The sequence below is a fragment of the Marinobacter sp. V34 genome (genome assembly GCF_055524115.1).
Genome location: NZ_JBUPZY010000010.1, coordinates 51016 through 73743 on the forward strand (window position 1 = coordinate 51016; position 22728 = coordinate 73743).

20 protein-coding genes are annotated in these 22728 nt (G+C 57.7%); 12 read left to right on the plus strand and 8 right to left on the minus strand.

Translation table 11 applies throughout. The annotated features are described in order from the left end of the window. Positions 1–24 precede the first annotated feature (24 nt). From dcd to AC0B60_RS16035, 3 genes are all read left to right on the plus strand, one after another. Positions 25–591, plus strand: coding sequence for a dCTP deaminase (gene dcd, locus AC0B60_RS16025; RefSeq protein WP_465086898.1), 567 nt, complete (start codon positions 25–27; stop codon positions 589–591). A 25-nt stretch (positions 592–616) separates the two neighbouring features. Continuing rightward, positions 617–1216, plus strand: coding sequence for a YjaG family protein (locus AC0B60_RS16030; RefSeq protein ID WP_465086899.1), 600 nt, complete (start codon positions 617–619; stop codon positions 1214–1216). Positions 1217–1296: 80 nt separating this feature from the next. Continuing rightward, positions 1297–2568, plus strand: a complete 1272-nt coding sequence (locus AC0B60_RS16035) for a valine--pyruvate transaminase (protein ID WP_465086900.1) — start codon at positions 1297–1299, stop codon at positions 2566–2568. 9 nt (positions 2569–2577) lie between these two features. On the opposite strand, the gene AC0B60_RS16040 is transcribed toward AC0B60_RS16035, so the two are convergent. The 3 genes from AC0B60_RS16040 to purM all read right to left on the minus strand — a co-directional run bounded on the left by AC0B60_RS16040 (position 2578) and on the right by purM (position 5153). Further along, complete coding sequence (locus AC0B60_RS16040; protein WP_465086902.1) at positions 2578–3318, minus strand: DUF3108 domain-containing protein; 741 nt, start codon at positions 3316–3318, stop codon at positions 2578–2580. Positions 3319–3411: 93 nt separating this feature from the next. After that, a complete protein-coding gene (purN, locus tag AC0B60_RS16045) occupies positions 3412–4092 on the minus strand; it encodes a phosphoribosylglycinamide formyltransferase (RefSeq protein ID WP_465086904.1) in 681 nt (226 codons plus the stop codon). Further along, entirely contained in the window at positions 4089–5153 is a 1065-nt protein-coding gene (purM, locus tag AC0B60_RS16050; protein ID WP_465086905.1) for a phosphoribosylformylglycinamidine cyclo-ligase, read from the minus strand. Before purM ends, purN begins: the two co-directional genes overlap by 4 nt. Positions 5154–5375: 222 nt before the next feature. On the opposite strand from purM, the gene AC0B60_RS16055 reads away from it, so the two are divergent. The 5 genes from AC0B60_RS16055 to AC0B60_RS16075 are packed head-to-tail and all read left to right on the plus strand — an operon-like array spanning position 5376 to position 9149. After that, positions 5376–6674, plus strand: coding sequence for a DUF2066 domain-containing protein (locus tag AC0B60_RS16055; RefSeq protein WP_465086906.1), 1299 nt, complete (start codon positions 5376–5378; stop codon positions 6672–6674). A 33-nt stretch (positions 6675–6707) separates the two neighbouring features. Further along, positions 6708–7265 carry a CDP-alcohol phosphatidyltransferase family protein gene (locus AC0B60_RS16060; protein WP_465086907.1) on the plus strand — a complete coding sequence of 186 codons (558 nt, stop codon included), beginning with the start codon at positions 6708–6710 and terminating at the stop codon, positions 7263–7265. Beyond that, positions 7244–7960 carry a DnaA regulatory inactivator Hda gene (gene hda, locus AC0B60_RS16065; RefSeq protein ID WP_465086909.1) on the plus strand — a complete coding sequence of 239 codons (717 nt, stop codon included), beginning with the start codon at positions 7244–7246 and terminating at the stop codon, positions 7958–7960. Before AC0B60_RS16060 ends, hda begins: the two co-directional genes overlap by 22 nt. Positions 7961–7998: 38 nt before the next feature. Continuing rightward, positions 7999–8796: a ParA family protein gene (locus tag AC0B60_RS16070; protein WP_465086911.1), complete on the plus strand. Its 798-nt coding sequence runs from the start codon at positions 7999–8001 to the stop codon at positions 8794–8796. A 14-nt stretch (positions 8797–8810) separates the two neighbouring features. Then, positions 8811–9149, plus strand: coding sequence for a YqcC family protein (locus AC0B60_RS16075; RefSeq protein WP_465086912.1), 339 nt, complete (start codon positions 8811–8813; stop codon positions 9147–9149). 26 nt (positions 9150–9175) lie between these two features. Here AC0B60_RS16075 and nadC read toward each other — a convergent pair whose 3' ends face one another. Then, positions 9176–10024 carry a carboxylating nicotinate-nucleotide diphosphorylase gene (nadC, locus tag AC0B60_RS16080; RefSeq protein ID WP_465086914.1) on the minus strand — a complete coding sequence of 283 codons (849 nt, stop codon included), beginning with the start codon at positions 10022–10024 and terminating at the stop codon, positions 9176–9178. 224 nt (positions 10025–10248) lie between these two features. On the opposite strand from nadC, the gene AC0B60_RS16085 reads away from it, so the two are divergent. The 4 genes from AC0B60_RS16085 (at position 10249) to AC0B60_RS16100 (ending at position 16398) form a co-directional block, all read left to right on the plus strand. Continuing rightward, positions 10249–12621 carry a DUF1631 domain-containing protein gene (locus AC0B60_RS16085; protein WP_465086915.1) on the plus strand — a complete coding sequence of 791 codons (2373 nt, stop codon included), beginning with the start codon at positions 10249–10251 and terminating at the stop codon, positions 12619–12621. A 53-nt stretch (positions 12622–12674) separates the two neighbouring features. Then, positions 12675–13355, plus strand: a complete 681-nt coding sequence (ampD, locus tag AC0B60_RS16090; protein WP_465086916.1) for a 1,6-anhydro-N-acetylmuramyl-L-alanine amidase AmpD — start codon at positions 12675–12677, stop codon at positions 13353–13355. Continuing rightward, the gene (locus AC0B60_RS16095; RefSeq protein ID WP_465086918.1) at positions 13355–14242 is read left to right on the plus strand and encodes a histidine kinase; all 888 of its coding nucleotides are present in this window, start codon (positions 13355–13357) and stop codon (positions 14240–14242) included. Before ampD ends, AC0B60_RS16095 begins: the two co-directional genes overlap by 1 nt. A gap of 125 nt (positions 14243–14367) precedes the next feature. After that, positions 14368–16398: a methyl-accepting chemotaxis protein gene (locus tag AC0B60_RS16100; RefSeq protein WP_465086919.1), complete on the plus strand. Its 2031-nt coding sequence runs from the start codon at positions 14368–14370 to the stop codon at positions 16396–16398. A gap of 19 nt (positions 16399–16417) precedes the next feature. On the opposite strand, the gene AC0B60_RS16105 is transcribed toward AC0B60_RS16100, so the two are convergent. The 4 genes from AC0B60_RS16105 to AC0B60_RS16120 form a co-directional block, all read right to left on the minus strand. Further along, on the minus strand, positions 16418–17365 hold the full coding sequence (locus AC0B60_RS16105; protein ID WP_465086920.1) for a ketopantoate reductase family protein: 948 nt from the start codon (positions 17363–17365) through the stop codon (positions 16418–16420). 3 nt (positions 17366–17368) lie between these two features. After that, a complete protein-coding gene (locus AC0B60_RS16110; RefSeq protein WP_465086921.1) occupies positions 17369–20239 on the minus strand; it encodes a valine--tRNA ligase in 2871 nt (956 codons plus the stop codon). 461 nt (positions 20240–20700) lie between these two features. Next, on the minus strand, positions 20701–21174 hold the full coding sequence (locus tag AC0B60_RS16115; protein ID WP_465086924.1) for a DNA polymerase III subunit chi: 474 nt from the start codon (positions 21172–21174) through the stop codon (positions 20701–20703). Continuing rightward, positions 21161–22654, minus strand: coding sequence for a leucyl aminopeptidase (locus tag AC0B60_RS16120; RefSeq protein WP_465086925.1), 1494 nt, complete (start codon positions 22652–22654; stop codon positions 21161–21163). The genes AC0B60_RS16115 and AC0B60_RS16120 overlap by 14 nt, the downstream gene beginning before the upstream one ends. Positions 22655–22728 lie beyond the last annotated feature (74 nt).

Here is a 22728-nt window from a genome sequence, read left to right on the forward strand (position 1 = left end):
TTTTATGGATACGAGACGTCACCCATGAGCATCAAATCCGACCACTGGATCCGCCGGATGTCCCGGGATCAGGGCATGATCGAACCCTTCGAATACGATCAGGTCCGCGAAACCGAAAAAGGCCGCGTAATCTCCTACGGCACATCCAGCTACGGCTACGATGTCCGTTGCAGCAACGAATTCAAAATCTTCACCAACGTCCATTCAGCCACCGTGGACCCGAAGAACTTCGACGACAACAGCTTCGTCAACTACACCGGCGACGTCTGCATCATACCGCCCAACTCCTTCGCCCTGGCCCGCACCGTGGAATACTTTCGTATCCCCCGCAGCGTACTGACCATCTGCCTGGGCAAATCCACCTACGCGCGTTGTGGTATCATCGTCAACGTCACACCGCTGGAACCCGAGTGGGAAGGGCAGGTTACCCTGGAGTTTTCCAACACCACCAACCTGCCGGCTAAAATCTACGCCAACGAAGGTGTCGCACAGATGCTCTTCTTCGAGTCCGACGAAATCTGCGAAACCAGCTACAAAGACCGGGGCGGAAAATACTTCGGACAAACAGGCGTGACCCTGCCGCGAACATGAGCGTTACCCTCAGGAGAGAGCCACAGTGAACGCCAATCAGTTTCTGAAAGCGGTATCACAACTGCAGGGCTGGCGGGAATTCACCTTCCTGATGGCCCTCTCTGAACGCTCCTTTCCCAACTACGCCCTGTTTGCGGACGCCGTTGAGCTGAAAACCGGCGCGAAAATGCGCCAGTTGCTCGATCTCGGCTGGGAAATGCTCCAAAAAGACGTTTCCGAAGCGGCCATTCCCCAATTGCTGGCGAAACTCGAAGCGCTGTCGCCTGACGTTAACGCCTACGACGCCTACGGTGTCTATCCGGCCTTTGACGTCTGCCAGCTGCTGGAGCAGGCGCTGCTGAACCGGCTCAATCCGGGCAAGCATCGCGCAACCGACGCCTCGCAGATGGCCACCGCCACCGTGATGAACTTTGTTGAACTATCCGAAGGCGAAGACCTGGCGGAGGACGAACTGGTCCGGCTGCTGGATCAGCATCCTCTGATGAAAGAAGACAAAGTGTTCCAGCGCGACCTGGTCCTGGCCCTCAAACGCCAGCGCACCCCCACAAGCCAGTTCGTCGAACGCATCCGCGCCGACGCCGCGAATGATGGCGTGAGCAACCTGGGCATCTCCCTGAACGACTGACCGGCGGCTCTGCCGGCTCTGTCCTATACTGTGTAAACTGTGAAAGCGCAACCCGTTCCAAACTGGTATAGATGCACACCATGAAACTCTCCTCATTCGGCCGAAAGTTCACTGCAGATGCGGGCATTACCTCGCTGATGGACGACCTGGGCAACGCCCTCGCATCCGGCGACGACATGATCATGATGGGTGGCGGAAACCCCGGCCATATACCCGAAGTCCAGGAACGACTTCAGCAGATCCTGGCTGACATCACCCAAAATGATGGTGACATGCGAAGGCTGGTCGGCATTTATGACCCGCCCCAGGGCGAAAAGCAGTTTATTGCCTCGCTGGCGGAGCTGTTGAACCGGGAGTACGGCTGGGGACTGAAGCCGGAGAACATCGCCCTGACCAACGGCAGCCAGGCCGCGTTTTTCATGCTGTTCAATATGTTCGGCGGCGATTATGGAAATGGCGTGCACAAGCACATCCTGTTGCCTCTGGCGCCAGAATACATCGGTTATGCCGACGCAGGAATCGAGCCGGGGTTGTTTCATGCCGTGCAACCGGATATTTCCTTTACCGATGCCCATGAGTTCAAGTATCGCGTGGATTTTGATGCCGTTGAAGTAACAGCCGAAACCGGCGCGATCTGCGTGTCACGGCCCACCAACCCCACCGGCAACGTGGTTACTGATGAGGAACTGGCGAGACTCGAATCCATGGCACGCCAGCACAACATCCCGCTGATTGTGGACGGCGCCTACGGAACGCCCTTTCCAAGCCTGCTGTTTGTGGATGCGACACCCCACTGGAATGATCAGGTGATCCTGTGCCTCAGTCTATCCAAGCTTGGCTTGCCCGCTGCGCGTACCGGTATCGTGATTGCGGCGGAGCCGGTGATCAAGGCGATGTCGGGAATCAACGCAATCATGAACCTAGCGACAGGCAGTTTCGGTGCCATGCTGGCGGAGCCCCTGGTGCGCTCCGGGGAAATCCTGTCACTCAGCCGGGACGTGGTCCGCCCCTTCTACAAGGCAAAAATGGAGCGAGCTGTCGCGGTGTTCCGGGATGCCATGGGGGAGGGCAGCTGCCACTGGTACGTTCACAAACCAGAGGGTGCCATGTTCCTTTGGCTGTGGTTTCCCGATCTGCCCATTACCAGTTTCGAGCTCTATCAGCGGCTTAAGGAAAGAGGGGTATTGGTGGTATCCGGGCACTACTTCTTCCCGGGTCTGCCTGAAGACGGCTGGAAGCATCGCCACGAATGCCTGCGGGTGACCTACTCACAGGATGATGAACGCGTGGCTGAGGGGTTGCGAATCATTGCGGATGAGGTGAAGACGGTCTGGGCGACCGCCAGCCAGTAGACCACCGCTCTAGTGACCCACCTTGGCGTCACTGATGGTCAGTTCATACTCGCTGCCGTCTGGCTCCACCTGAAGGAATCGAATCAGCAGATAGTCACGCTCCGGTGCGAACCACATCAGGGATTCGCGTTTGCTATCGCTGTCGCGGACTTTTTCAGCCTTGAGCGTCTTGACGTCGTTGCCGTCGATATTCACGGTCTCTTCGCCAGCGACGGCGAACCGATCGGTGTCGTAGTCGCCCTTGTCGATGACGCGGTATTCCATCTCGCGTTTGCCCGCCTTGATGTCCTGGCTCAGTTGCAATTGGTACCCCATCGGGTCCATGGCGCCTTCTTCCAGTTTCATCGAAAACTTGTCGCCCTCGTGATGCCCGCTGACCACCATGTTGTCCCAGTCAAAGTCGATCGCTTCCTTCCGGTCCCTGATCAGGAGGCCGGACAGCTCATAGCGGTATCGCAGGGGAACAACTTGGTTGTCTTCCCATCGAAAAATCAACGATTCGTCGATATCGGCGACGAAAGAGTCCACGTCGGTACGGAAGTGCCAGGTGCCATCGTCCCGTTGCTCCAGAATGCGGCGGGCATCGCCATTGAGTGAGATGCCTTTGTCCAGGGATGCATTGTAGCTGAGCTTCATGGGTTGGAGAGCGACGCTCTCCTGCTCATCCGAGGCGTGTACCAACGTAGCGCCGAAAAACAACGCCCCGGTCAACAGGGCGGTCAAGGCTGTGGGACTGTGTTTCAGTGGCATGCGACTCCTCCGGTTGCTATGGCAGATAGGGGCTTCACCCATAACTGAACAGTCTAGCGCGACTGGTTGCTCCCGGAGATGACGATAAATTTATCAGGCCGAGGCGTCTGCGTTCTCGTCGGGAAGCACCAGAGGTTGGTTCAATGGCTGGCCGTCGAACACTACGTAGTCGGTGCCCAGCTGAATGCGTCCTTCACAGAACCATCGCACGACGATCGGATAAAGCACATGTTCCTTCTCCTGAACTTTTTCTGCCAGGGATTCCGGGGTGTCGTCCGGGGAGATGCTCACTTCTGCCTGGGCAATCACCGGCCCGCCATCCAGTTCTTCGGTGACAAAATGGATGGACACGCCGTGGGTCGTCTCGCAAGCGTCCAGCGCCCGTTGATGGGTCCTCAGCCCGGTGTACTTGGGGAGCAGGGACGGGTGCACGTTCAGCATGGTGCCACGCAGTGCCCGCACGAAATCCGTGGTCAGGATGCGCATGAAGCCGGCCAGGATGATCAGGTCCGGGTTGTGGCGGCGAATTTCCGCCATCAGTGCGCCGTCGAACTCCTCGCGGGAACCGTAATGGGTATGATCCACGGTAAAAGTATCGATATTGGCCTGGGCTGCCCTCTCCAAAGCAAAGGCGCCCGGTCGGTTGCATCCTACCGCGACGATCTGGCCGGGAAAGTCCCGCTCCCGGCTGGCGTCAATCAGGGCCTGGAGATTGGTTCCGCTGCCGGAGGCCAGGACCAGGATGCGTGGTGCGGTTACGGAATCTGCCTTCATGCCGACAACAGCCCCGGCGCATAACGTACCGATGCAGAGGCCGTGGCGTCGTCAGAGGCTTCAATGATTCCGATCTGCCAGACTTTTTCGCCCAGAGCGTTCAGCGTATCAAGGGCCAGTTCGCGCTGGTTGGCCGGGATGCACACAACCATGCCGACGCCACAGTTGAATGTGCGGTACATTTCTTCGCTGGCAACGCCACCGGCATCTTGCAACCACTGGAAAACCGGGGGCAGCTGCCAGCTGTCCGTGTCGATGGCTGCGATTATGCCGTCAGGCAGAACCCGGGGAATGTTCTCTGGAAGGCCTCCGCCGGTAATGTGGGAGAGCGCACGAACGTCCACTTCGCGGACGAGTTGGAGCAGATTTTTCACGTAAATGCGGGTGGGCGCCATCAGGGCATCTGCGAGGGTAACGTCGGCAACGGTTTGGTTCAGGTCCGCGTTGCTGACTTCCAGTATCTTGCGAATCAGGGAGTAACCATTGGAGTGAGGGCCTGAAGAACCCAGGGCGAGCAGAACGTCGCCTGCCTGCACGTGGCTGCCATCAATGATCTCGCTGCGCTCTGCCACACCCACACAGAAACCGGCCAGATCGTAGTCGTCCCCTTCGTACATGCCCGGCATTTCCGCCGTTTCACCGCCCACCAGAGAGCAGCCGGCCTGTTCACAGCCAGCGCCAATGCCGTCTACAACCTGGGCGGCCACGTCCACATTCAGCTTGCCGGTAGCGTAATAGTCCAGGAAGAATAGGGGCTCGGCCCCGCCCACTACCAGATCGTTGACGCACATGGCTACAAGGTCAATGCCAATGGTGTCGTGCTTCTGGAGTTGCATAGCAAGTCGAAGCTTGGTGCCGACGCCGTCGGTGCCTGACACCAGCACGGGCTCATTGTAGCCAGGAGGAATGGCCACCATGGCGCCAAAGCCACCGAGGCCACCAAGTACTTCTGGGCGGCGTGTGCGCGCCGCGGTGTTCTTGATGCGGTCGACGAGTTCGTTACCGGCATCAATATCAACGCCGGCATCACGATAGGTGAGGGAGGGCTTCTGTTCGCTCATGGTGTGCTTAACCGTTTGGACAGTGGGACAGGCGGCGGATTTTAACAGGTGCGGAACGGCGCTCCAAATGCAATTGCCCCGTTTGTCACCCTTTAAGCAGTGTGGCACCGCATTGACTTTCTGCAATCCCGGTTAGCTACTCACACCAGGGGGCTTGGTGTATCCTATGCGCCATTAAGACGAATCGCAGGGTGTTTCATGCCAGACTCAGGAAAAATCTCGATGCAGGCAGCGCGGATAATCCGTCAGTCACTCCAATTGTTTGGCGTTCTGGCGTTGATGGCCGCGCCAGCGGCAGCTGTTACCGTCACAGGCCTTTACTCGGTGGAAGTTCCTGTTGCGGGCTCCCAGTCACAGGAGCTGGAGCAGGGCTACGCGGACGGGCTGAGCCGGGTGTTTGTGCGCGTTTCCGGCACCCGCGACGTGCTGCGCAACGAAGGCGTTGCGGAGCTTCTGGCGAACGCCGAGTCGCTGCTTCAGTCCTACCAGTTCCTGCGTTCCGACGCGGGAAATCACAGGCTGCGGATGAGCTTTGGCGCGGTTGGCGTTAACCGAGCGCTGGCTTCCGCGGATGCGCCGGTCTGGGGCGCGAACCGGCCACTGACCCTGGCGTGGATTGCGGTCGAACAGGGTGGCCGCCGTACCCTGGTCCATCAGGGAAACGACAACGCCGGGACTGGCGCCGGTGAGCAGTGGCGTCGAGTCTTTCAGGACGCGGCGGTCGACCGCGGTTTGCCCGTGAGCCTTCCTCCAGCAAAATACCGGGACGACCGTGAACTGTTGTCGGACATCTGGGGACAGTTCACGTCCAGTGTCCGTAGATCGTCCGAGGATATGGAACATGACCTGATGTCATTGGTACGGGTCAGCCGTTCAGGATCACAGTGGCGTGCCGGATGGGTGTTTGACGGTATGGGGCTGGATAGTACAGAGCAATCGGTGACCGCCGAGACTCCGCAAGCTCTGGCCGCTGCCGTTGTCGGGCGCTGGGCGGAAATGTTCGCAGATCGTTATGCGGTTGCTGGCAGTGATGTCGGTGAGTCTCCACAGGTAGACATCGTTGTGCACGGAGTCAGCAATCTGAGGGACTATGCCCGGGTGAATGGCATTCTTAAAAACCTGTCGCCGGTGGTTGATGCGGGAGCAACCAGAGCGAGGAAGGACCAACTGACACTCCGGGTCGCGTTTTCAGGGGAAATGGAGCAGCTGAAGCAGTACATTGCCCTGGACCCGCGGCTGGTTCCGCTTTCAGACGCCGAGATCTCCCGCATGCCCACCGGTGATGAGAGTCAATCCGGCGGTCAGCCGCAGGCGCAACCGGTACAGCGGTCGCCGGAGGGTGGTATTGCACTGGCGGAACAAAGCACGGAAAGCGCTGCGGCCTCAGCAAACCCGCTGTTCGTCTACCAACCTCTGCTGGCAAACGAGGAAGAATCAGAGCAGGCGTTTGAGTCACTCTATCAGGTGCTTCATTATCGCTGGCAGCCTGCCTCCATCGTCGAGTCGGGAGACGGGGAATAATATCGCGGTGTTCGGTATTGGGGGAGTCATGTCATGACGCACCGCTGGCGCTGGATTCCAAATGCGCTGACTTTTTTGCGCATTTTGTTGATTGCTCCCTTTGCCGCAGCCCTGATGGCCAAGGAATACCGTTTTGCTCTGGTGATATTTTTTCTGGCATCCGCAACGGATGCCTTTGACGGGTTCCTGGCTCGCCATTACAACTGGCGAACCCGGCTTGGCGCCATTGCCGACCCACTCGCCGACAAGGCGCTGCTGATCACCGCTTATCTGATGCTGGTGCTGACTGGCGTACTTCCAGCCTGGCTGTTCTGGTTGGTGCTGGGCCGGGATCTCCTGATTGTCTGTGGCGGGCTGGTGTTTCATTACGGTGTCGGTCGCTTCGAGATGCAGCCAAGCCTACCCGGTAAACTCAATACTCTGATCCAGATTCTGGTCGCCCTCGCGATCATCATTCTGCTGGCGGATCTGCCGATGCAACCCTGGGTTATGGAGGTTGGCATTCTGCTGGTGGCGGCTTCAGCCATATTCAGCGGCGCTCACTACATTGGCGTGTGGAGCCTGAGAGCATGGAGGGTAAAAAGACAGTGAGTGCGTCACAGCTGGTGTTAGGGGTCAAGCTTCGAGACGACGCCCGTTTCGACAATTTTCATGGCAGCCGAAATGCAGATGCTGCGGCGAGGCTTAAGTCCGCCTGCGAACAGGTTGGCGCTGTACCCGTCATCGCCGTCTGCGGCGACGCTGATACCGGCAAAAGCCATCTGTTACAGGCGGCCTGCCATCTCGCGGAGCAAAACCAGCGGAGCGCCGTTTGTGTCAGCATGGAGGAGTTGTTGCCCCTGGGCCCTGACTCGCTCTCAGGGCTTGAAGGCCAGTCCGTCATCTGCCTGGATGACCTGGATCTCATAGCGGGCCAGGAACACTGGGAAGAGGCCATCTTCCATCTGTACAATCGAGTGAGTGACCACGGTAATCTGATGGTCGTCAGCCTGTCGGAGCTCCCGGCGTCGCTGCCATTCGGGCTGCAGGATCTGGTGTCCCGGTTGAGCCATGGGCTGACCATTCAATTGGGGATCCATCGCGACGATGATCGCCTGAGGATACTGATGGCGCGGGCTGAGCAGCGCGGCCTTGTCCTCAGTGATGATGTGGCTGTATTCATACTCAGGCGAGCACCCCGAAAGCTGGCTGATCTACTGGCGATTCTGGATCGTCTGGATGAGAACTCATTACGCGCCCAGCGGCGGCTGACGATTCCGTTCGTTAAGTCGGTGTTGGGCTGGTAAGGCGTTATATTCGCAGGGAAACTGTCAGAGGAAGCAACATGAGACGAGTAGTGTTTAACCAGAAAGGTGGCGTCGGCAAGTCCAGTATCACCTGTAACCTGGCCGCGATCAGCGCCGCCCGGGGCAAACGAACACTGGTTGTCGATCTTGATCCCCAGGGTAATTCCACCCACTACCTGCTGGGTAAGCCAGCAGGTGAGCTCAAAGATACCGTCGCCGACTATCTTGAGCAGACGGTGGCGTTTACCGTGTTTAATCGGCGCGCTGACGAATTTGTCCACGCCTCTCCCTTCGACAACCTCTTTGTCATGCCTTCCAGTCCGGAGCTGGATTTTCTGGAGCGTAAACTGGAAGCCAAGCACAAGATCTACAAGCTGCGGGAAGCGTTGAAGAAACTCGGTGAGTCGTTTGACGAAATCTACATTGATACGGCGCCGGCGCTCAATTTCTACACTCGATCGGCATTGATTGCGGCGCAGCGTTGCCTGATACCCTTCGATTGCGATGATTTTTCCCGTCAGGCCCTCTACAGCATCCTTCACGAGATTCAGGAGCTGCAGGAAGACCACAACGAAGACCTCGTGGTCGAAGGTATTGTCGCAAACCAGTTCCAGCCACGCGCCAGCCTGCCAAAGAAACTGGTACGCGAGCTGCTGGAAGAGGGGCTACCGGTACTGCCGGTGAGGTTGTCCAGTTCCGTGAAGATGAAGGAGTCGCACCAGAGCCGGCAACCGTTGATCCATATGGCACCGAAACACCCACTGACACGGCAGTATGAAGACCTGTACCGAGTGCTTCATGGCGAATCCGTTGAACTGGAACCCCTGGCAGATTGAGAGTGAGCGTAACTATGGCGAATTCGTCCGACCATACCACCCGTGTCGCGGACAGCCTGCTTCAGATAGAGATTGAGTTGCGTCGGATCGATGCATGGGAGAGTGAGCCGCCACCGCCAGAGGCGCTGCAGAGCGCCCAGCCGTTTGCCGTGGACACCCTGGAATTTACCCAGTGGCTGCAGTTCGTCTTTGTTAGCCGGATGAAAGAGTTGATTGAGGGCGGTCACCCCCTGCCTCAGGTGTCGGGTATGGCGTCGATGGCGGAAGAGCACTTCCGGGGCAGGGGAGAGTCCGGGGCCGGCCTGATTGGTGAGCTGGCGGAAATGGACCGCCTGCTGTCCGGTCAGCCCTGAGTGGATAGGCTGGTTCCCCGGCAGAATCAGTCGTGGGTATCCAGGCGCATGGACAGGTCCACTGCCCGGACATCCTTGGTGAGTGCTCCGATAGAGATATAGTCAACACCGGTCTCGGCAATCGGTACCAGCGTCTTGCTGTTGATGCCGCCGGACGCTTCCAGCTTTGCGGTGCCGGCCGTGCGGATAACCGCCTGACGCATGTCCTCCAGTGAAAACTCATCCAGCATAATGATATCCGCGCCTGCGGCCAGGGCCTGGTCCAGTTCGTTCAGGTTTTCGGTTTCCACTTCCACCGGTCGGCCAGGGGCAACGCGGCGGGCCTCCCTGACTGCATTGGCAATGGAGCCACAGGCGGCGATGTGATTTTCCTTGATCAGGAAGGCGTCCCACAGGCCAATGCGATGGTTATGGCAGCCACCACAGGTGACCGCGTATTTCTGCGCAAGCCTTAGGCCTGGCAGCGTCTTTCGGGTATCCAGTAGCTGAACATCGGTATGGGCTACCCGGCGGGCATAGCTGGCACACGTGGTGGCAATGCCGGACAGCAACTGCAGCCAGTTCAGGGCTGAGCGCTCGGCGGTGAGCAGGCTCCGGGCGGGGCCCTCCATGACGAACAACGACTGATTGGGGTTCGCTTCGTCTCCGTCCTGCACGTGCCAGCTCAGGCTGACTCCCGGATCTACCTGCCTGAACACCTCTTCTACCCATGCCCGCCCAGCAATGGTTGCGGCATCACGGGTAATGACATGGCCGCGACTGATACGCTCCTGTGGAATCAGCATGGCAGTGATGTCGCCATCTCCAATGTCTTCACGCAGGCTTTGTGCAACGGTTTCGATGCGGGACTGACGAAGCAGTTCGGCTGGGATCATGGCAGAGTTTCCGGTCGTTCAGTGGCGGTTTGGAGGCACATTTTATGCGCGGATGTGATTCTATAGGCCACAGCCAGATTCGCCAAACGTGGATGGGTGGGGGTGCTAAACTGTGACGACCATCACTTAAACACAAAAGGTGACAAATTCTGACACAAGGTGACGTGTGTAAGGCCTAAGATGTGCAATAACACATTTCTCCAGATACCACCCGGAGCAGCCGAATGGCGCAGGATAACAAGGTTGTAAGTCTCAAAAGCCAGAAGCTTCCTGACAGGTTTTCCCTGCCGGGCTCTCTGGTACGCCTGCGTGACGTATCGGGTCAATCACTGAAGTCTGTGCTGTCTGGTTTTTTCGACAAGGCAGATGACGCGCTTTTTGAGCTGGCGGACAAGGCTGGAAGCAACCAGGATCAGACCGCGTACTTTGACGCCATGCGTGAGTTGAGGCTGCGTCGCAAGAATATGACAGTGTCGGTGCTGCAGTATGTCAGCCGCGCTTTCAATGACATTGGCTCGTTCAAGCCGGGCGGTGGCAGTGGCACCCTGGATGAAGTGGACCAGGACTCGCTGGAGTTGCTGGACCATTCCGATCTGGAGCAACAGGTCGCCATCGACAACCTGATAAACAAACTGCGTAACCAGCATGCGGACGTTATACGTCTACTGAATGTGCGGGTAGCTCACCTGCTGCCCTCGGTGCGTCTGGAGGACAGCCAGATGCCCTTGAGCCCGGAGGTAATCTGCGGGGGGGTTGCGGAAGCCTGTTCTGACCTGGATATCGATATCCGTGCCAAGCTGGTGGTGCTTAAACTGTTCGACCGCTTGCTGGTGGGTGTCCTGGGCGATTTTTACAAGGACGCCAACAAAACACTGATCGCCGAAGGGGTGCTGCCCGACATGCGTCGCCCGCCGGTTGGTGGCCAGGGTGCGTCTGGCAAGTCTGCCCCTGCTGGGGGACGGACCACCGGCGCGCTGTCAGCAAGCTCGGAATCGGATGCGTCTGGGCCTCTCACTGCGCCGTCTGACGATGTGCGGGCAACATTTTCCGAACTGAGTGCTCTGTTGCACCAGGGGCAGAGCTCGACGGAGCACGGCACGGAGAGCGGTGGTGTGCCGAGCGCCGGCGCGCTCGATACCCGCACACTGATGACCAGGCTTCACGAAATCCAGTCTCAGTCTGTCCATTGGGGGCAGGGTGAGGTTGTGCCCCTGTCAGAGCAACTACAGCAGGTGTTCCGGTCGGAAACCGGGAGAAAACATGACGTCGGCCAGGTGGACAGCGACGTCATCAACCTGGTGTCCATGTTGTTTGATTTTATCCTGGAGGACCGTCAGCTCCACCCGGTGATGAAGGCTGTGATCGGGCGCCTTCAGATTCCCGTACTCAAGGTGGCTCTGAGCGACAATAATTTCTTTAATCGGGGTGGGCATCCTGTACGGAAGCTGTTGAATGAGCTGGCCATGTCCGCTATCGGTTGGACCGAGAAGAAGGCCGGCCAGCGTGATCCGCTAAGGGACAAGATCGAGTCGGTGGTCGATCGCGTGCTGAATGAATTCACCGACAACGTCGATATTTTCAGTGAGCTGCTCAGCGATTTCGGTCATTTCATGGATCTGGACCGGCGTCGCAGGGAGCTTGTGGAGCAGCGCCTGCGTGATGCAGAGGAAGGCAGGGCAAAGCAGGAGAGGGCATCCAAGGCGTCTGAGAACCTGCTGAATGAACAGATTACCGGTCGGGATTTGTCTCCACCGGTTGTCACGCTGTTGAATGAGGCGTGGGCCAAGTATTTGCAGTGGATTGTGCTGCGTGAGGGTGAAGACAGTGAACGCTGGGCTGAAGCATGTGATCTTACCCGGAAACTCATATGGAGTGTTGATCCCAGGCCCGTTGAGGACAGCACCCGCAGCGAGCTGTTGAGGTCGATTCCAGGAATCGTCGACGGTCTGAGAAGTGCCCTGCAGGAAATCTCGTGGGACCCGTTTGCGACCGACGCCGCCATAAGAGACCTTGAGCTGGCCCACGTGGACGTGTTCCAGCGCCTTGTCACCACGACACGACCTGTCGTGGCGCCCGAACCTGAACCTCAGACTGCGCCCGAAAAGGTAGCGGCAGAACCGCCTGTGATCTCCAGGGGTGTGCCGGATGCAGCGCCCAAAGCTCCGGAAAAAGTGGAGCCACCTACTGAGGGCGTAGTGTCAGGCGCCTCCGAGCCCTTGGATACCGCCGTGTCTGCATCAGCGAGCCCCGCGGCAAGCCCTGAAGAGCCGGCGACAGAGGCCCCGGCCCCGGTGGAGACCTCCGGGGCAAGTGTCGAGCCTCAGTGGCTGGAGCGGGCTGACGGCCTTCGTGTTGGTTCCTGGATCGAGCTGACCCGTGATGGCAGCAAAACCCGCTGCAAGCTGGCGGCGTTTATCAAGGCGACGGGCAAGTACATCTTCGTAAATCGCAGTGGTGCCAAAGTGGCCGAATATCAGCGTGAAAACCTGGCACTGGCACTCGCAGCGGATGAGATCTCCATGTTGGACGACGGTCTGATATTCGATCGAGCGCTGGAATCCATCATCGACAACCTTCGCAGTAGCCGCAAGGACTGATCGTATAGCAAGACCGGGGACTTTGTGCTTCAATCAGGAGCATCAAAGCAACAATGACGAACGTATCGACTATACGGTCCGTTCGACACCGGCCTGTTGGAACGACATTGTCTGAAACCATTCCTTCCCGTAACACCATTGACCTTTCGCCACCGGCTGTCGCCGGATTACGGACGACCGGTCGGGTAGCCGGCGCCCGTTGGTGCCCGTCTCCAAATTTTGGCAAACGCCCCGAAGGGGCGGCAATATCCCTGCTGGTTGTTCATAACATCAGCCTTCCTCCTGGGCAGTTCGGAGGCGATGCCATCGAACGGTTTTTTTGCAACCAACTGTCCCCCTCAGAACACCCCTATTTCGAGACCATCGCCGATATGAAGGTTTCGTCACACCTGCTGATACGACGGGATGGCGCATGCCTTCAATTTGTCAGCTTGTTGGACCGCGCCTGGCATGCGGGGCGGTCCTGCTTTCAGGGCCAAGAGGAGTGCAATGATTACTCAATCGGTATTGAGCTGGAGGGCGCAGACGACATCCCCTACACCGCGGCTCAGTATGAGGTACTTACTGATTTGTCAGTACTGATCATGAAGTCGTGGCCGACCATCACGCCAGAGCGGATCACGGGGCACAGCGATATCGCACCCGGTCGCAAAACCGATCCTGGCCCGGCTTTTGACTGGCCCCGATACCGGCAACTGCTTGGTCCCGGGCATGGCAACGGAGCGGATAACTGATGGTATTGGTGGTTTTCCTACTCGCCTACCTGGTCAGGCGCAAGCTGGATGCGGCGAACGCCTGGTCGTCTGAGCCGTTGTGGCGTTCCGCCTTTAACCGGGAGGATGCCGGAAGATCTGGTAGCGAGGCGAGCCGGTGGAAAGGGCTGGTTATTATTCTTGTGCCTTCGCTGATGTTGGCGGTTGGGGAGTACTATCTGCACACCATTGGCTGGCGCATGACTGCGTATCCACTGGAATTTTTGCTGATGGTGTTGTTGATGGGTGCGCCGGGTTGGCGTGCGCGCCTGGAGGTATACAGTCAATCCTGGGCCAGGGGCGACATGCAGTCCGCGTGGCATCACGTTAGGGATAGTTTGCCGGCCGAGGAGCGTGGCTCGGCAACGTCGCCTGATGAAATGCATCTGGTATTGTCACGTACGCTGATGGTCAACGTCTTTGAGCGCTTTTTTCTGGTCGCTTTCTGGTATGCCGTTGGCGGTATTGCGGCAGCCTTCTTTGCGAGGGGGATTATCGCATTGAGGGATCACTGGCCACATGCGGCGGCGAGGCCGGGGTTTTTCGTGCTGGCGGAGATACTCAACTGGCTTCCCTCACGACTACTGTCCTTCACGTTCGGAGTTGCGGGTGACCTCGCTGGTTGGATGAAAGAAGGAAAACGGATGCTGTTTGATTCCAGCCTCAGAACCAGCCAGCTATTGATGGGAGCTGCGAGCGCGGCGTTGACGGGTTATGCGCTCGACCCGGAACGGTTCTCCAGAATCCATCCAGATGAATGGGCCAGTTTTGGTGGCCGCAGCCTGGAGGCAATGCGGGATTTGTTGAACCGAAGCATGCTGGTCTGGATCTGCATCCTTGCGCTGCTGGTTATTGCTGGTGTGCTCTGATCGCAACATTTTGACAAAAATTACATATTTACGCCAAAAAACACTCAAGTTTGTAGTACTTTAGTCGTCAATATAAACAAATAGAATAAAGTTCCATCCTTTCGATGCTTTCTGTGGGGGTACACGTGAACCAGCTTATCAAGCCTGCAGTAGCGCTGATGAATCGGCTGCCGATGTTCTACAAGTTCAGCCTGATCAGTGTGTTGTTCCTGCTTCCCATTATTGCCCTTTCCTGGTTGGTCATCAGTGAGCTGAACCGGTCGGTTGATACCATGACCCGGGGCGTTGAGGGGTTGGAGCAGCTCGAAAAGGTGGATGCTCTGCTGGCAGAGTCCATGGCGTACCGGGACTTTCGCGCCCCTGGCAAGATCAAGGATGACAATGAACTGCTTTCGAAATCTGCAGAGTCGTCAGAAACGATTGATAGAATTCTCGAGGAACTTGTTAGCGCAGAGGCTCATTTTGATGCTTCCGGTAACTGGTCTCAGCAGGTAACGATGCTGCTGGAAGAGTGGCAAACGCTCAAATCGACTGACAGTTATCAGGGTAATATCGATCCCCAGTTCAAGTATTATCAGGAGTTCGTCCAGAAAGTGCGGGCGCTTTTGTCCGCGACCATTGAAATTTCTGGCCTGGGGCAGGACGCATCCCGGGAAAACCTACTGCTCCTGGGACTATTACGTGAATCGCTGCCTGATGCCCGTAGCATTATTGGTCGTGCAAGAACCTTCGGAATATTTGCGCTCCTTGATGGGCAGGTGGGCTACAACCTCAGTGACGGGCTCAATGAGATCTATGATGAGCTGACCAACCGCGCCTCGTTGCTTGGGCCTGCATTAACCGTATCGATGGACGCATCGCAGACCCTGGAAGACACGACAGGTAATGCTGTGGAGGGCATTCTCGAGAGTCTGGTGATTGTGCGTGACGAGTTGGATATCAATATCATTACGCCCATGCGCCTGGAGTTACCCTGGCAGGATTTCAACCGTACCATCGAAAACCAGCTTGCCCATTACGATGCGCTCAAGGCCGGAATTTTCGACGTCGTTGGCGCGAACCTTAACTCACGCCTGGTAGGTGAACTGCAGCAACGGCAGTTGATTATTGCCGCACTGGTGATTGTTCTGTTGGTGGTGGTTTACCTCTATGTCGGCTTCTTCATGTCGGTACGCACGGCTATTAACCGTTTCAGCACGGCCGCAAGATCCGTGGCTGAAGGCGATATGACGACTCACATTCAATTGGATAATCGTGATGAGCTGGGTGAGCTGACCACCGAGTTTAATAACATGACGGACCGGATTGCCGAATTGATCCGCTCGGTGACCAGTACGACTTCAGACGTGGACCGGCAGGCCACTCGTGTCAACGATACGGCAGCTGCGAACAGCGAGGCCGTTGCGCGGCAGATGGAGGAGTCCGGCCAGATCAACGAAGCCATGAACCAGATGGTGGAAGCGGTCAACGAGGTCACCGAGAGTGCCCATCGAGTGTCCGACAGCGCTGGCGCGGCTGAAGAGGATACCGAGAGAGGTCGCGGAGTGGTTGCGGATACCGTTGCCACCATCAACCGTCTTGCCACCGAAATCTCCGGTGCGGTTGAGGTCATCAACCGGGTCAACGCCGATAGCGATAACATCAGTCAGGTTCTGGTCGAAATCAAGGCCATTGCGGAGCAGACCAACCTACTGGCATTGAATGCGGCCATCGAGGCAGCGCGTGCAGGTGAGCAGGGTCGTGGCTTTGCGGTGGTGGCAGACGAAGTGCGCTCGCTCTCACAACGTACCCATAAATCGACAGAAGAAATCGAGGGTATGATCAGTCGCTTGCAAAGTGGTGTTAAGGAAGCCGTTGCTGCCATGACCAATAGCCATGAGGTGACTGAAACAACGGTCAAGAAGTCGGCGGAAGTGACGGAAGCGCTGGATCGGATTGCTCAGGGTATTTCGACCATTGTTGATATGAGCCATCAGATTGCACAGGCGGCGGAGGAACAGTCTGCCGTGGCGAAGAACGTCAATACCAACGTTGAACAGATCAGTGTCTTGGGTGAGAAAACGGCAGATAACGCTGAGGAAACCCTGGCGTCGTCACGGGAAATGTCACAACTGACAGCGTCACTGCAACGTCTTGTGGAAGCGTTCAGAGTCTGAAGGATGTGCCTCCTGACATCTACGGCGACAGCTGTTTGATCCGGTCCGTCAGCATCTGGTTTATCGGAACGTCAATGCCCAGCGCATGCCCGCGCCTGACGATATACCCATTGATAAAGTCAATCTCGGTGGTGCGGCGTTGCTGCCTGTCGCTGCGCATGGACGAGGTATTCCGCGCTGTTCTGCGGGCAACGGTTTCAATGCGTTCGCGGACCGTGATTGAGGACAGAGCTTCCCCGATGTCATCCTTCATCACCTTTGCGATTTCATCGCATAGCTCATCGATGTGTTCCAGATAGAACCGGTCCGTGAGGATGTCACCGTTCGGGCAGTCGAGGATTGCCGTAAAGGCATTGATGCCCGCGTTGATGATCAGTTTGTCCCACAGCCTCCTCTGAATGTCTTGCTCCGCGTGAACGGTTAACCCACTGCTGCCAAGCGCCGTTACTACCTGTTTCAGATGCGTCTCCGCACTCCTGGTTAGTGGACCAACCCAGGTTTCGCCTTTGCCGGCGTGAACTGTACAGCCTGGTGCTGGTCGGTTCGCCCCTTCGGTGGTGCTGGCGGCAAGGATCGGTCGTTGTGGCCAACGTTCGGCGACAGCTTGCTGGCAGCCCATGCCGTTCTGGAACAGGACAATGGGGGTGTCCGGAGAAACGTAATGGAGGTTGGATTCAACGGCACCAAGTGCATCGCCCGCCTTCGTGGTGACCATCAACAGTGAAGGGCGTGCCTCTGCGGCGAGCAGATAGGGAACCGTCACCGTTACCTCCGGGCCCTCGAACGGCTGGAACGTGTAGGTCAGTGAGGGGGGGTGATCTGCTTCTGGGGTAACCTCGTGACGAGGAAGAAACATGACCGTGCCGGCTGTCAGGTAACCCGCCCAGAGTTGCCCCTGGGAGCCTGCTCCGAGAATGGCGATGTGGCCATTCTCGGGCAGATCTTTATTCTTCGCTGGCCCGGTCATGGGCTACATGGCCTCGATGGCAGCTCGCTGCTCGCTAAGCCGGCTCATGCTGCCTTGGGCGTCGTTTAGCTTTTCCTTCTCTTTTTCCACCACCTCGGCTGGTGCCTTGGCCGTGAATTTTTCGTTGCCGAGCTTTCCTTCAAGTCGACCGACTTCTTTTTGCAGTCGCTCTAGCTCCTTGTCCAGTCGCTTGAGTTCGGCATCCTTGTCGATCAGGCCGGCCATGGGTACCAGCACTTCCATCTCGCCAACCAATTGGGTGGCCGACATGGGGGCTTCGCCTTCGGTGAACCACTCCAGGTTGTCCAGGCGCGCCAGCGATGACAGAAACTGCCGGTTCTCATCCAGCCGGCGCTTGTCCTCCGAATCCTTGCCGCGAAGCAGGACCGGGATGGCTTTCGCCGGGGAAATGTTCATTTCACCACGGATATTTCGTACCGCTACAATCACCCCTTTCAGCCATTCAATATCGGCGGCCACGGCGGCATCCTGCTTGTTAGTGTCGGGCTGAGGGTAGGGCTGAAGCATAATGCTTTCACCGGTTTTACCCGCCAGGGGCGCGATGCGCTGCCAGATTTCCTCGGTGATAAAGGGCATGATTGGGTGCGCCAGGCGCAGAACCGCCTCAAGCACCCGGACGAGGGTGCGGCGGGTTCCGCGTTTGGCTTCTGTGCTGGCGTTGTCGTCGCTCAGTGCGGGCTTGGAGAGCTCAAGGTACCAGTCGCAGTATTCGTTCCAGATGAACTCGTACAGGGCGTAGGCGGCCAGGTCGAAACGATACTGGTCAAGATGACGGATGACGTCCTGCTCGCAGGTTTGCAGCTCGCTGATGATCCAGCGGTCTGCCAGCGACAGCTCCACGGCCTCACCGTTAACACCACAATCCTCACCCTCTGTATTCATCAGTACATAACGGGCGGCGTTCCACAGCTTGTTACAGAAATTGCGATAGCCTTCCAGGCGTTTCATGTCCCAGTTGATGTCGCGACCAGTGGTGGCCATGGCTGCCAGCGTGAAACGCAGGGCGTCGGTACCGTGGGCGGAAATGCCTTCCGGGAACTCCTTCTGCGTGCGCTTGCCGATTTTCTCGGCCAGTTTGGGCTGCATCAGGTTGCCCGTGCGCTTTTCCAGCAGCTCGTCCAGGCCGATACCGTCAATCATATCCAGGGGATCGATGACGTTGCCCTTGGACTTGGACATTTTGTCGCCGTGCTCATCACGGATCAGGCCGGTCACATACACGGTTTTGAACGGTACCTGAGGCGTGCCGTCTTCATCTTTCATGAAGTGCATGGTCATCATGATCATCCGGGCCACCCAGAAGAAAATGATGTCAAAACCGGTCACCAGAACGTTGGTGGGGTGGAAGGTTTTCAGCCGCTCGGTGATTTCCGGCCAGCCCAGGGTGCCGAAGGTCCACAAGGCGGAGCTGAACCAGGTGTCGAGCACGTCGTCGTCCTGATTCAGCTGCAGGTCGGCGGCAAGATTGTGCTTCTGGCGGACTTCCTCTTCGCTGCGGCCGACATAAATATTGCTCTCGGCGTCGTACCAGGCGGGAATTCGATGGCCCCACCACAGTTGGCGAGAGATGCACCAGTCCTGAATGTCCCGCATCCAGGCGAAGTACATGTTCTCGTACTGCTTGGGCACGAACTGGATACGACCATCTTCCACCGCTTCGATCGCCGGCTTCGCCAGGGTTTTGGCATCGGCAAACCATTGGTCGGTAAGCATGGGCTCGATGATCAGGCCGGAGCGGTCGCCCCTTGGCACGCTCAGCACGTGGTCTTCCACTTCCTGTACCAGGTCTTCGGCGTCCATGTCGGCCACGATCTGCTTACGGGCCTGTTCGCGAGTAAGGCCGGCGTACGCAGCCGGTAAGCTTCCGTCCACATCGGTGTTTTCAGTGCCATCGGCGTTGATCACTTCGGCGATATCGCGGATGCAGGCGTCCTGGGTCATGACGTTGATCATCACCAGGTTGTTGCGCTTGCCTACGGCGTAATCGTTGAAGTCATGGGCCGGGGTGATCTTGACGCAACCGCTGCCTTTTTCCGGGTCGGCATGGGTGTCTGCGAGGATCGGAATGCGGCGGCCCACCAGGGGCAGGTCAACGAATTTTCCGATCAGGTGCTGGTAACGCTCATCATCAGGATGTACGGCCACGGCGGTGTCGCCCAGCATGGTCTCCGGGCGGGTAGTGGCCACAACCAGATAGTCTTTACCGTCCTGCGTCTTTTCGCCGTCAGCCAGAGGATAACGAAGATGCCAGAAGAAGCCTTTTTCTTCCTTGTTCTCGACCTCCAGGTCGGAGATGGCAGTGTGAAGTTTCGGGTCCCAGTTGACCAGTCGCTTGCCGCGATAGACCAGGCCTTCGTCGTGCAGGCGGATGAACACTTCCTGTACCGCTTTGTAGAAGCCGTCATCCATGGTAAAGCGTTCATGGTCCCAGTCCACCGAGTTACCAAGGCGGCGGATTTGGCCAGTGATGGTGCCACCGGAATGTGCCTTCCAGTCCCAGATGCGCTTGATGAATTCTTCCCGGCCCAGGTCATGACGGGTTTTGTCTTCCTCGACCGCGAGCTTGCGTTCTACCACCATCTGGGTGGCGATACCGGCATGGTCGGTGCCTACCTGCCAAAGGGCGTTGCGGCCCTGCATGCGCTTGAAGCGGGTGAGCGTGTCCATGATGGTGTGCTGGAACGCATGACCCATGTGGAGGCTGCCGGTGACGTTGGGCGGCGGGATGGCGATGCTGAAGGATTCGCCTTCGCCCCCCTCCGCCTTTTCTGAACGGGGGCGGAAGTACCCTTTGGATTCCCAGTTTTCGTACCACTGGCGCTCGATGTTTTCTGGCTGGTAGGTTTTTTCCATGGGTTTCTGCTGGTGACCGTTTGGTTGATTCACAAGGGAAAATTAAGATGCTCGATTATACATGCTCCTTGGGTTCTCGGCGAACCAAGGGGGAGGGGTACGGGGGTGGTTTGAATTTCAGGCGGGAAAAGAACTCGCTTCGCTCAGACACCTTTTCTCGCCTGAAATTCAAACCACCCCCATACCCTTATGGAGTCCGAGTTGTCTCGGCTGTGTTCGATGGTTTTACCTGGGTTTGATTGTGAGTCTGTTTTTACCTATCCCGCTTTCAGATAAAACACAGACAGATCCCGCGCCGTTCTGGAGATACCCGGCAGGCCTATAAGAGTGGGGTGGTGATATTTATGTCCCGCCAGGAAAAGGTGTCCGAGCGCAGCGAGTTCTTTTCCAAGGGAAATAAATATCACCACCCCGCTCCTCCACCGAAACCGGCCGTCTTACAAAAGCTAAAAGGAAAAATCTCACCGCTTCCTCTGATCATGCACCCGAGGCTCAATTCCCAGCGCCCGCAACTGCTTAAAATGCGACCGCGCCTGACCAAGAACGGCCTCGTCGTTGTGGGCCACCAGAGCTAACCGCTTAAAGCGGTCCGCATCCGCCGGCAAGGTAGCCGAGAGGATAATCACGGTGTCCCAGTCCTCCGCCACCGGTTGGCACAGCAGTATCCCGACGGGATCGGTACAGGTCGCGGCGGAGTCCGGCACGATGCTGTGGGGGATAAAGGCTTCGGGGCTGAAGTTCCAGAGCAGGTCGTCCAGTTCCTGAGCCTGTTGCATAGTGTCGCAGACGACGCCTACGCGGTCTCCCTGCTGGCGTGCCTTGTCCACCAGCTTGGCGGCATGGAGGTTCCGAGCCGCAGGGGTGTTCTGGGCGAGGATGTGGAACCAGTAGGACTGGTTCCGTTCATCCTGTGAGCCCGGATTACTTTCCTGCATGAGACATCAGGTAGTCGACCAACATGGGTACCGGGCGGCCGGTGGAGCCTTTGGCTTTGCCGGAGTTCCACGCGGTGCCGGCAATGTCCAGGTGGGCCCAGGGGTAGTCCTTGGTGAATCGGGACAGGAAACACGCGGCGGTAATGGTGCCGGCGGGGCGACCACCGATGTTTTGCATGTCGGCAAAGTTGCTGTCTAACTGACTCTGATATTCATCCCACAGAGGCAGACGCCAGGCGCGGTCACCCGCTCGCTCACCTGCAGCGAGCAAGTCGTTGGCCAGATCATCGTTGTTGCTCAGCAGACCGGTGGCGTGGCTGCCCAGTGCAATGATGCAGGCACCGGTGAGCGTGGCCATGTCGACGACCACTTCAGGGTCGAATTTCTTGACGTAGGTCAGGGCGTCGCACAATACAAGACGGCCTTCGGCGTCGGTGTTAAGGATTTCGATGGTCTGGCCGGACATGGAAGTGACGATGTCACCCGGGCGTGTCGCGGTGCCACTGGGCATGTTCTCGGCGGCGGCAACAACGGCGACCACGTTGATGTTCGGTTTGGTCTCGGCGATGGTTTTCATGGCGCCGAACACAGCGGCGGCGCCGCCCATGTCGTACTTCATTTCATCCATGCCTTCGCCGGGCTTGAGGCTGATACCGCCGGTGTCGAAGGTAATACCTTTGCCCACGAGGACGTAGGGCTTGTCTTTCGCCTTGCCGCCGCGGTATTCCATGACAATGAGTTTGGCGGGTTGGGCGCTTCCGGCAGACACTGACAATAGGCTGTGCATTCCCAGCTTCTTCATCTGCTTTTCGTCAAGGATGTCGGTCTTGATGACGTCGTTGTCCTTGGCCAACTGCTCTGCCTGCTCGGCGAGCCAGGTAGGGTGGCATACGTTCGGTGGAGTGTTGCCCAGATCGCGCGTGAAGTTCATGCCGCGCCCCGTAGCCAGGCCAAGATTGAAGGCGTCCTTCAGAGCTCTGCCGGCGGATGATACGGCAACGGTGACTTTCGCAAGCTTGCGATCTGACGGCTTTTCACTCTTGAACTCGTTGAAACGGTAGAACTGCTCCTCCAGGGTGCGGCCGATCAGGTTCAGGCGTGCCGCTTCCGAACTGGTGGCGTCATCGCCAGAAATGAGAGTGTCGCTCAAACCAATCAGTACGTGCTTGGAAGGGGCGTCCTTGACCTGCCCGGCCATGGCAATCAGGGCCTTGCGATAGCTGGCTGGCGTGCGGTCCTTGTCTGTTCCGGTGCCAATCAGCAGAAGACGAGCCCAAGGCTGACCCTCAAGAGGAATAAGTTGGGTAGTTGCGTTTTTACCGGTGGCGTCCCCGTTTTTCTGCAATGTTTTGATCAGTCCGCCCAGCGCTTCGTTCGCTTGTGTGGTGGAGGCGGGCCAGTCACCTTTTTCGGGCAGGGCAACAACAAGGCAATCCGCTTTGGTATCGGAAATGGGCTTACTGCTCAGAGTAAAGTTCATAGCAACTCCCGTTGGTTATTCTGGTGGAGGACAGGCCCGGCCCCGGGCTTGTTGTCCGAATGCCTATAGCATTG

Excerpts from the sequence above, each read along its gene's own strand:
- AC0B60_RS16075 (WP_465086912.1), top strand. The coding sequence starts at position 8,811 with ATGGCGAATTCGTCCGACCATACCACCCGTGTCGCGGACAGCCTGCTT.
- ampD (WP_465086916.1), top strand. The coding sequence starts at position 12,675 with ATGACGAACGTATCGACTATACGGTCCGTTCGACACCGGCCTGTTGGA.
- purM (WP_465086905.1), bottom strand. The coding sequence starts at position 5,153 with ATGAGCGAACAGAAGCCCTCCCTCACCTATCGTGATGCCGGCGTTGAT.
- AC0B60_RS16035 (WP_465086900.1), top strand. The coding sequence starts at position 1,297 with ATGAAACTCTCCTCATTCGGCCGAAAGTTCACTGCAGATGCGGGCATT.
- nadC (WP_465086914.1), bottom strand. The coding sequence starts at position 10,024 with ATGATCCCAGCCGAACTGCTTCGTCAGTCCCGCATCGAAACCGTTGCA.
- AC0B60_RS16070 (WP_465086911.1), top strand. The coding sequence starts at position 7,999 with ATGAGACGAGTAGTGTTTAACCAGAAAGGTGGCGTCGGCAAGTCCAGT.
- AC0B60_RS16110 (WP_465086921.1), bottom strand. The coding sequence starts at position 20,239 with ATGGAAAAAACCTACCAGCCAGAAAACATCGAGCGCCAGTGGTACGAA.
- AC0B60_RS16120 (WP_465086925.1), bottom strand. The coding sequence starts at position 22,654 with ATGAACTTTACTCTGAGCAGTAAGCCCATTTCCGATACCAAAGCGGAT.
- AC0B60_RS16105 (WP_465086920.1), bottom strand. The coding sequence starts at position 17,365 with ATGACCGGGCCAGCGAAGAATAAAGATCTGCCCGAGAATGGCCACATC.
- AC0B60_RS16085 (WP_465086915.1), top strand. The coding sequence starts at position 10,249 with ATGGCGCAGGATAACAAGGTTGTAAGTCTCAAAAGCCAGAAGCTTCCT.
- AC0B60_RS16055 (WP_465086906.1), top strand. The coding sequence starts at position 5,376 with ATGCAGGCAGCGCGGATAATCCGTCAGTCACTCCAATTGTTTGGCGTT.
- dcd (WP_465086898.1), top strand. The coding sequence starts at position 25 with ATGAGCATCAAATCCGACCACTGGATCCGCCGGATGTCCCGGGATCAG.
- AC0B60_RS16060 (WP_465086907.1), top strand. The coding sequence starts at position 6,708 with ATGACGCACCGCTGGCGCTGGATTCCAAATGCGCTGACTTTTTTGCGC.
- AC0B60_RS16040 (WP_465086902.1), bottom strand. The coding sequence starts at position 3,318 with ATGCCACTGAAACACAGTCCCACAGCCTTGACCGCCCTGTTGACCGGG.
- AC0B60_RS16115 (WP_465086924.1), bottom strand. The coding sequence starts at position 21,174 with ATGCAGGAAAGTAATCCGGGCTCACAGGATGAACGGAACCAGTCCTAC.
- hda (WP_465086909.1), top strand. The coding sequence starts at position 7,244 with ATGGAGGGTAAAAAGACAGTGAGTGCGTCACAGCTGGTGTTAGGGGTC.
- AC0B60_RS16095 (WP_465086918.1), top strand. The coding sequence starts at position 13,355 with ATGGTATTGGTGGTTTTCCTACTCGCCTACCTGGTCAGGCGCAAGCTG.
- purN (WP_465086904.1), bottom strand. The coding sequence starts at position 4,092 with ATGAAGGCAGATTCCGTAACCGCACCACGCATCCTGGTCCTGGCCTCC.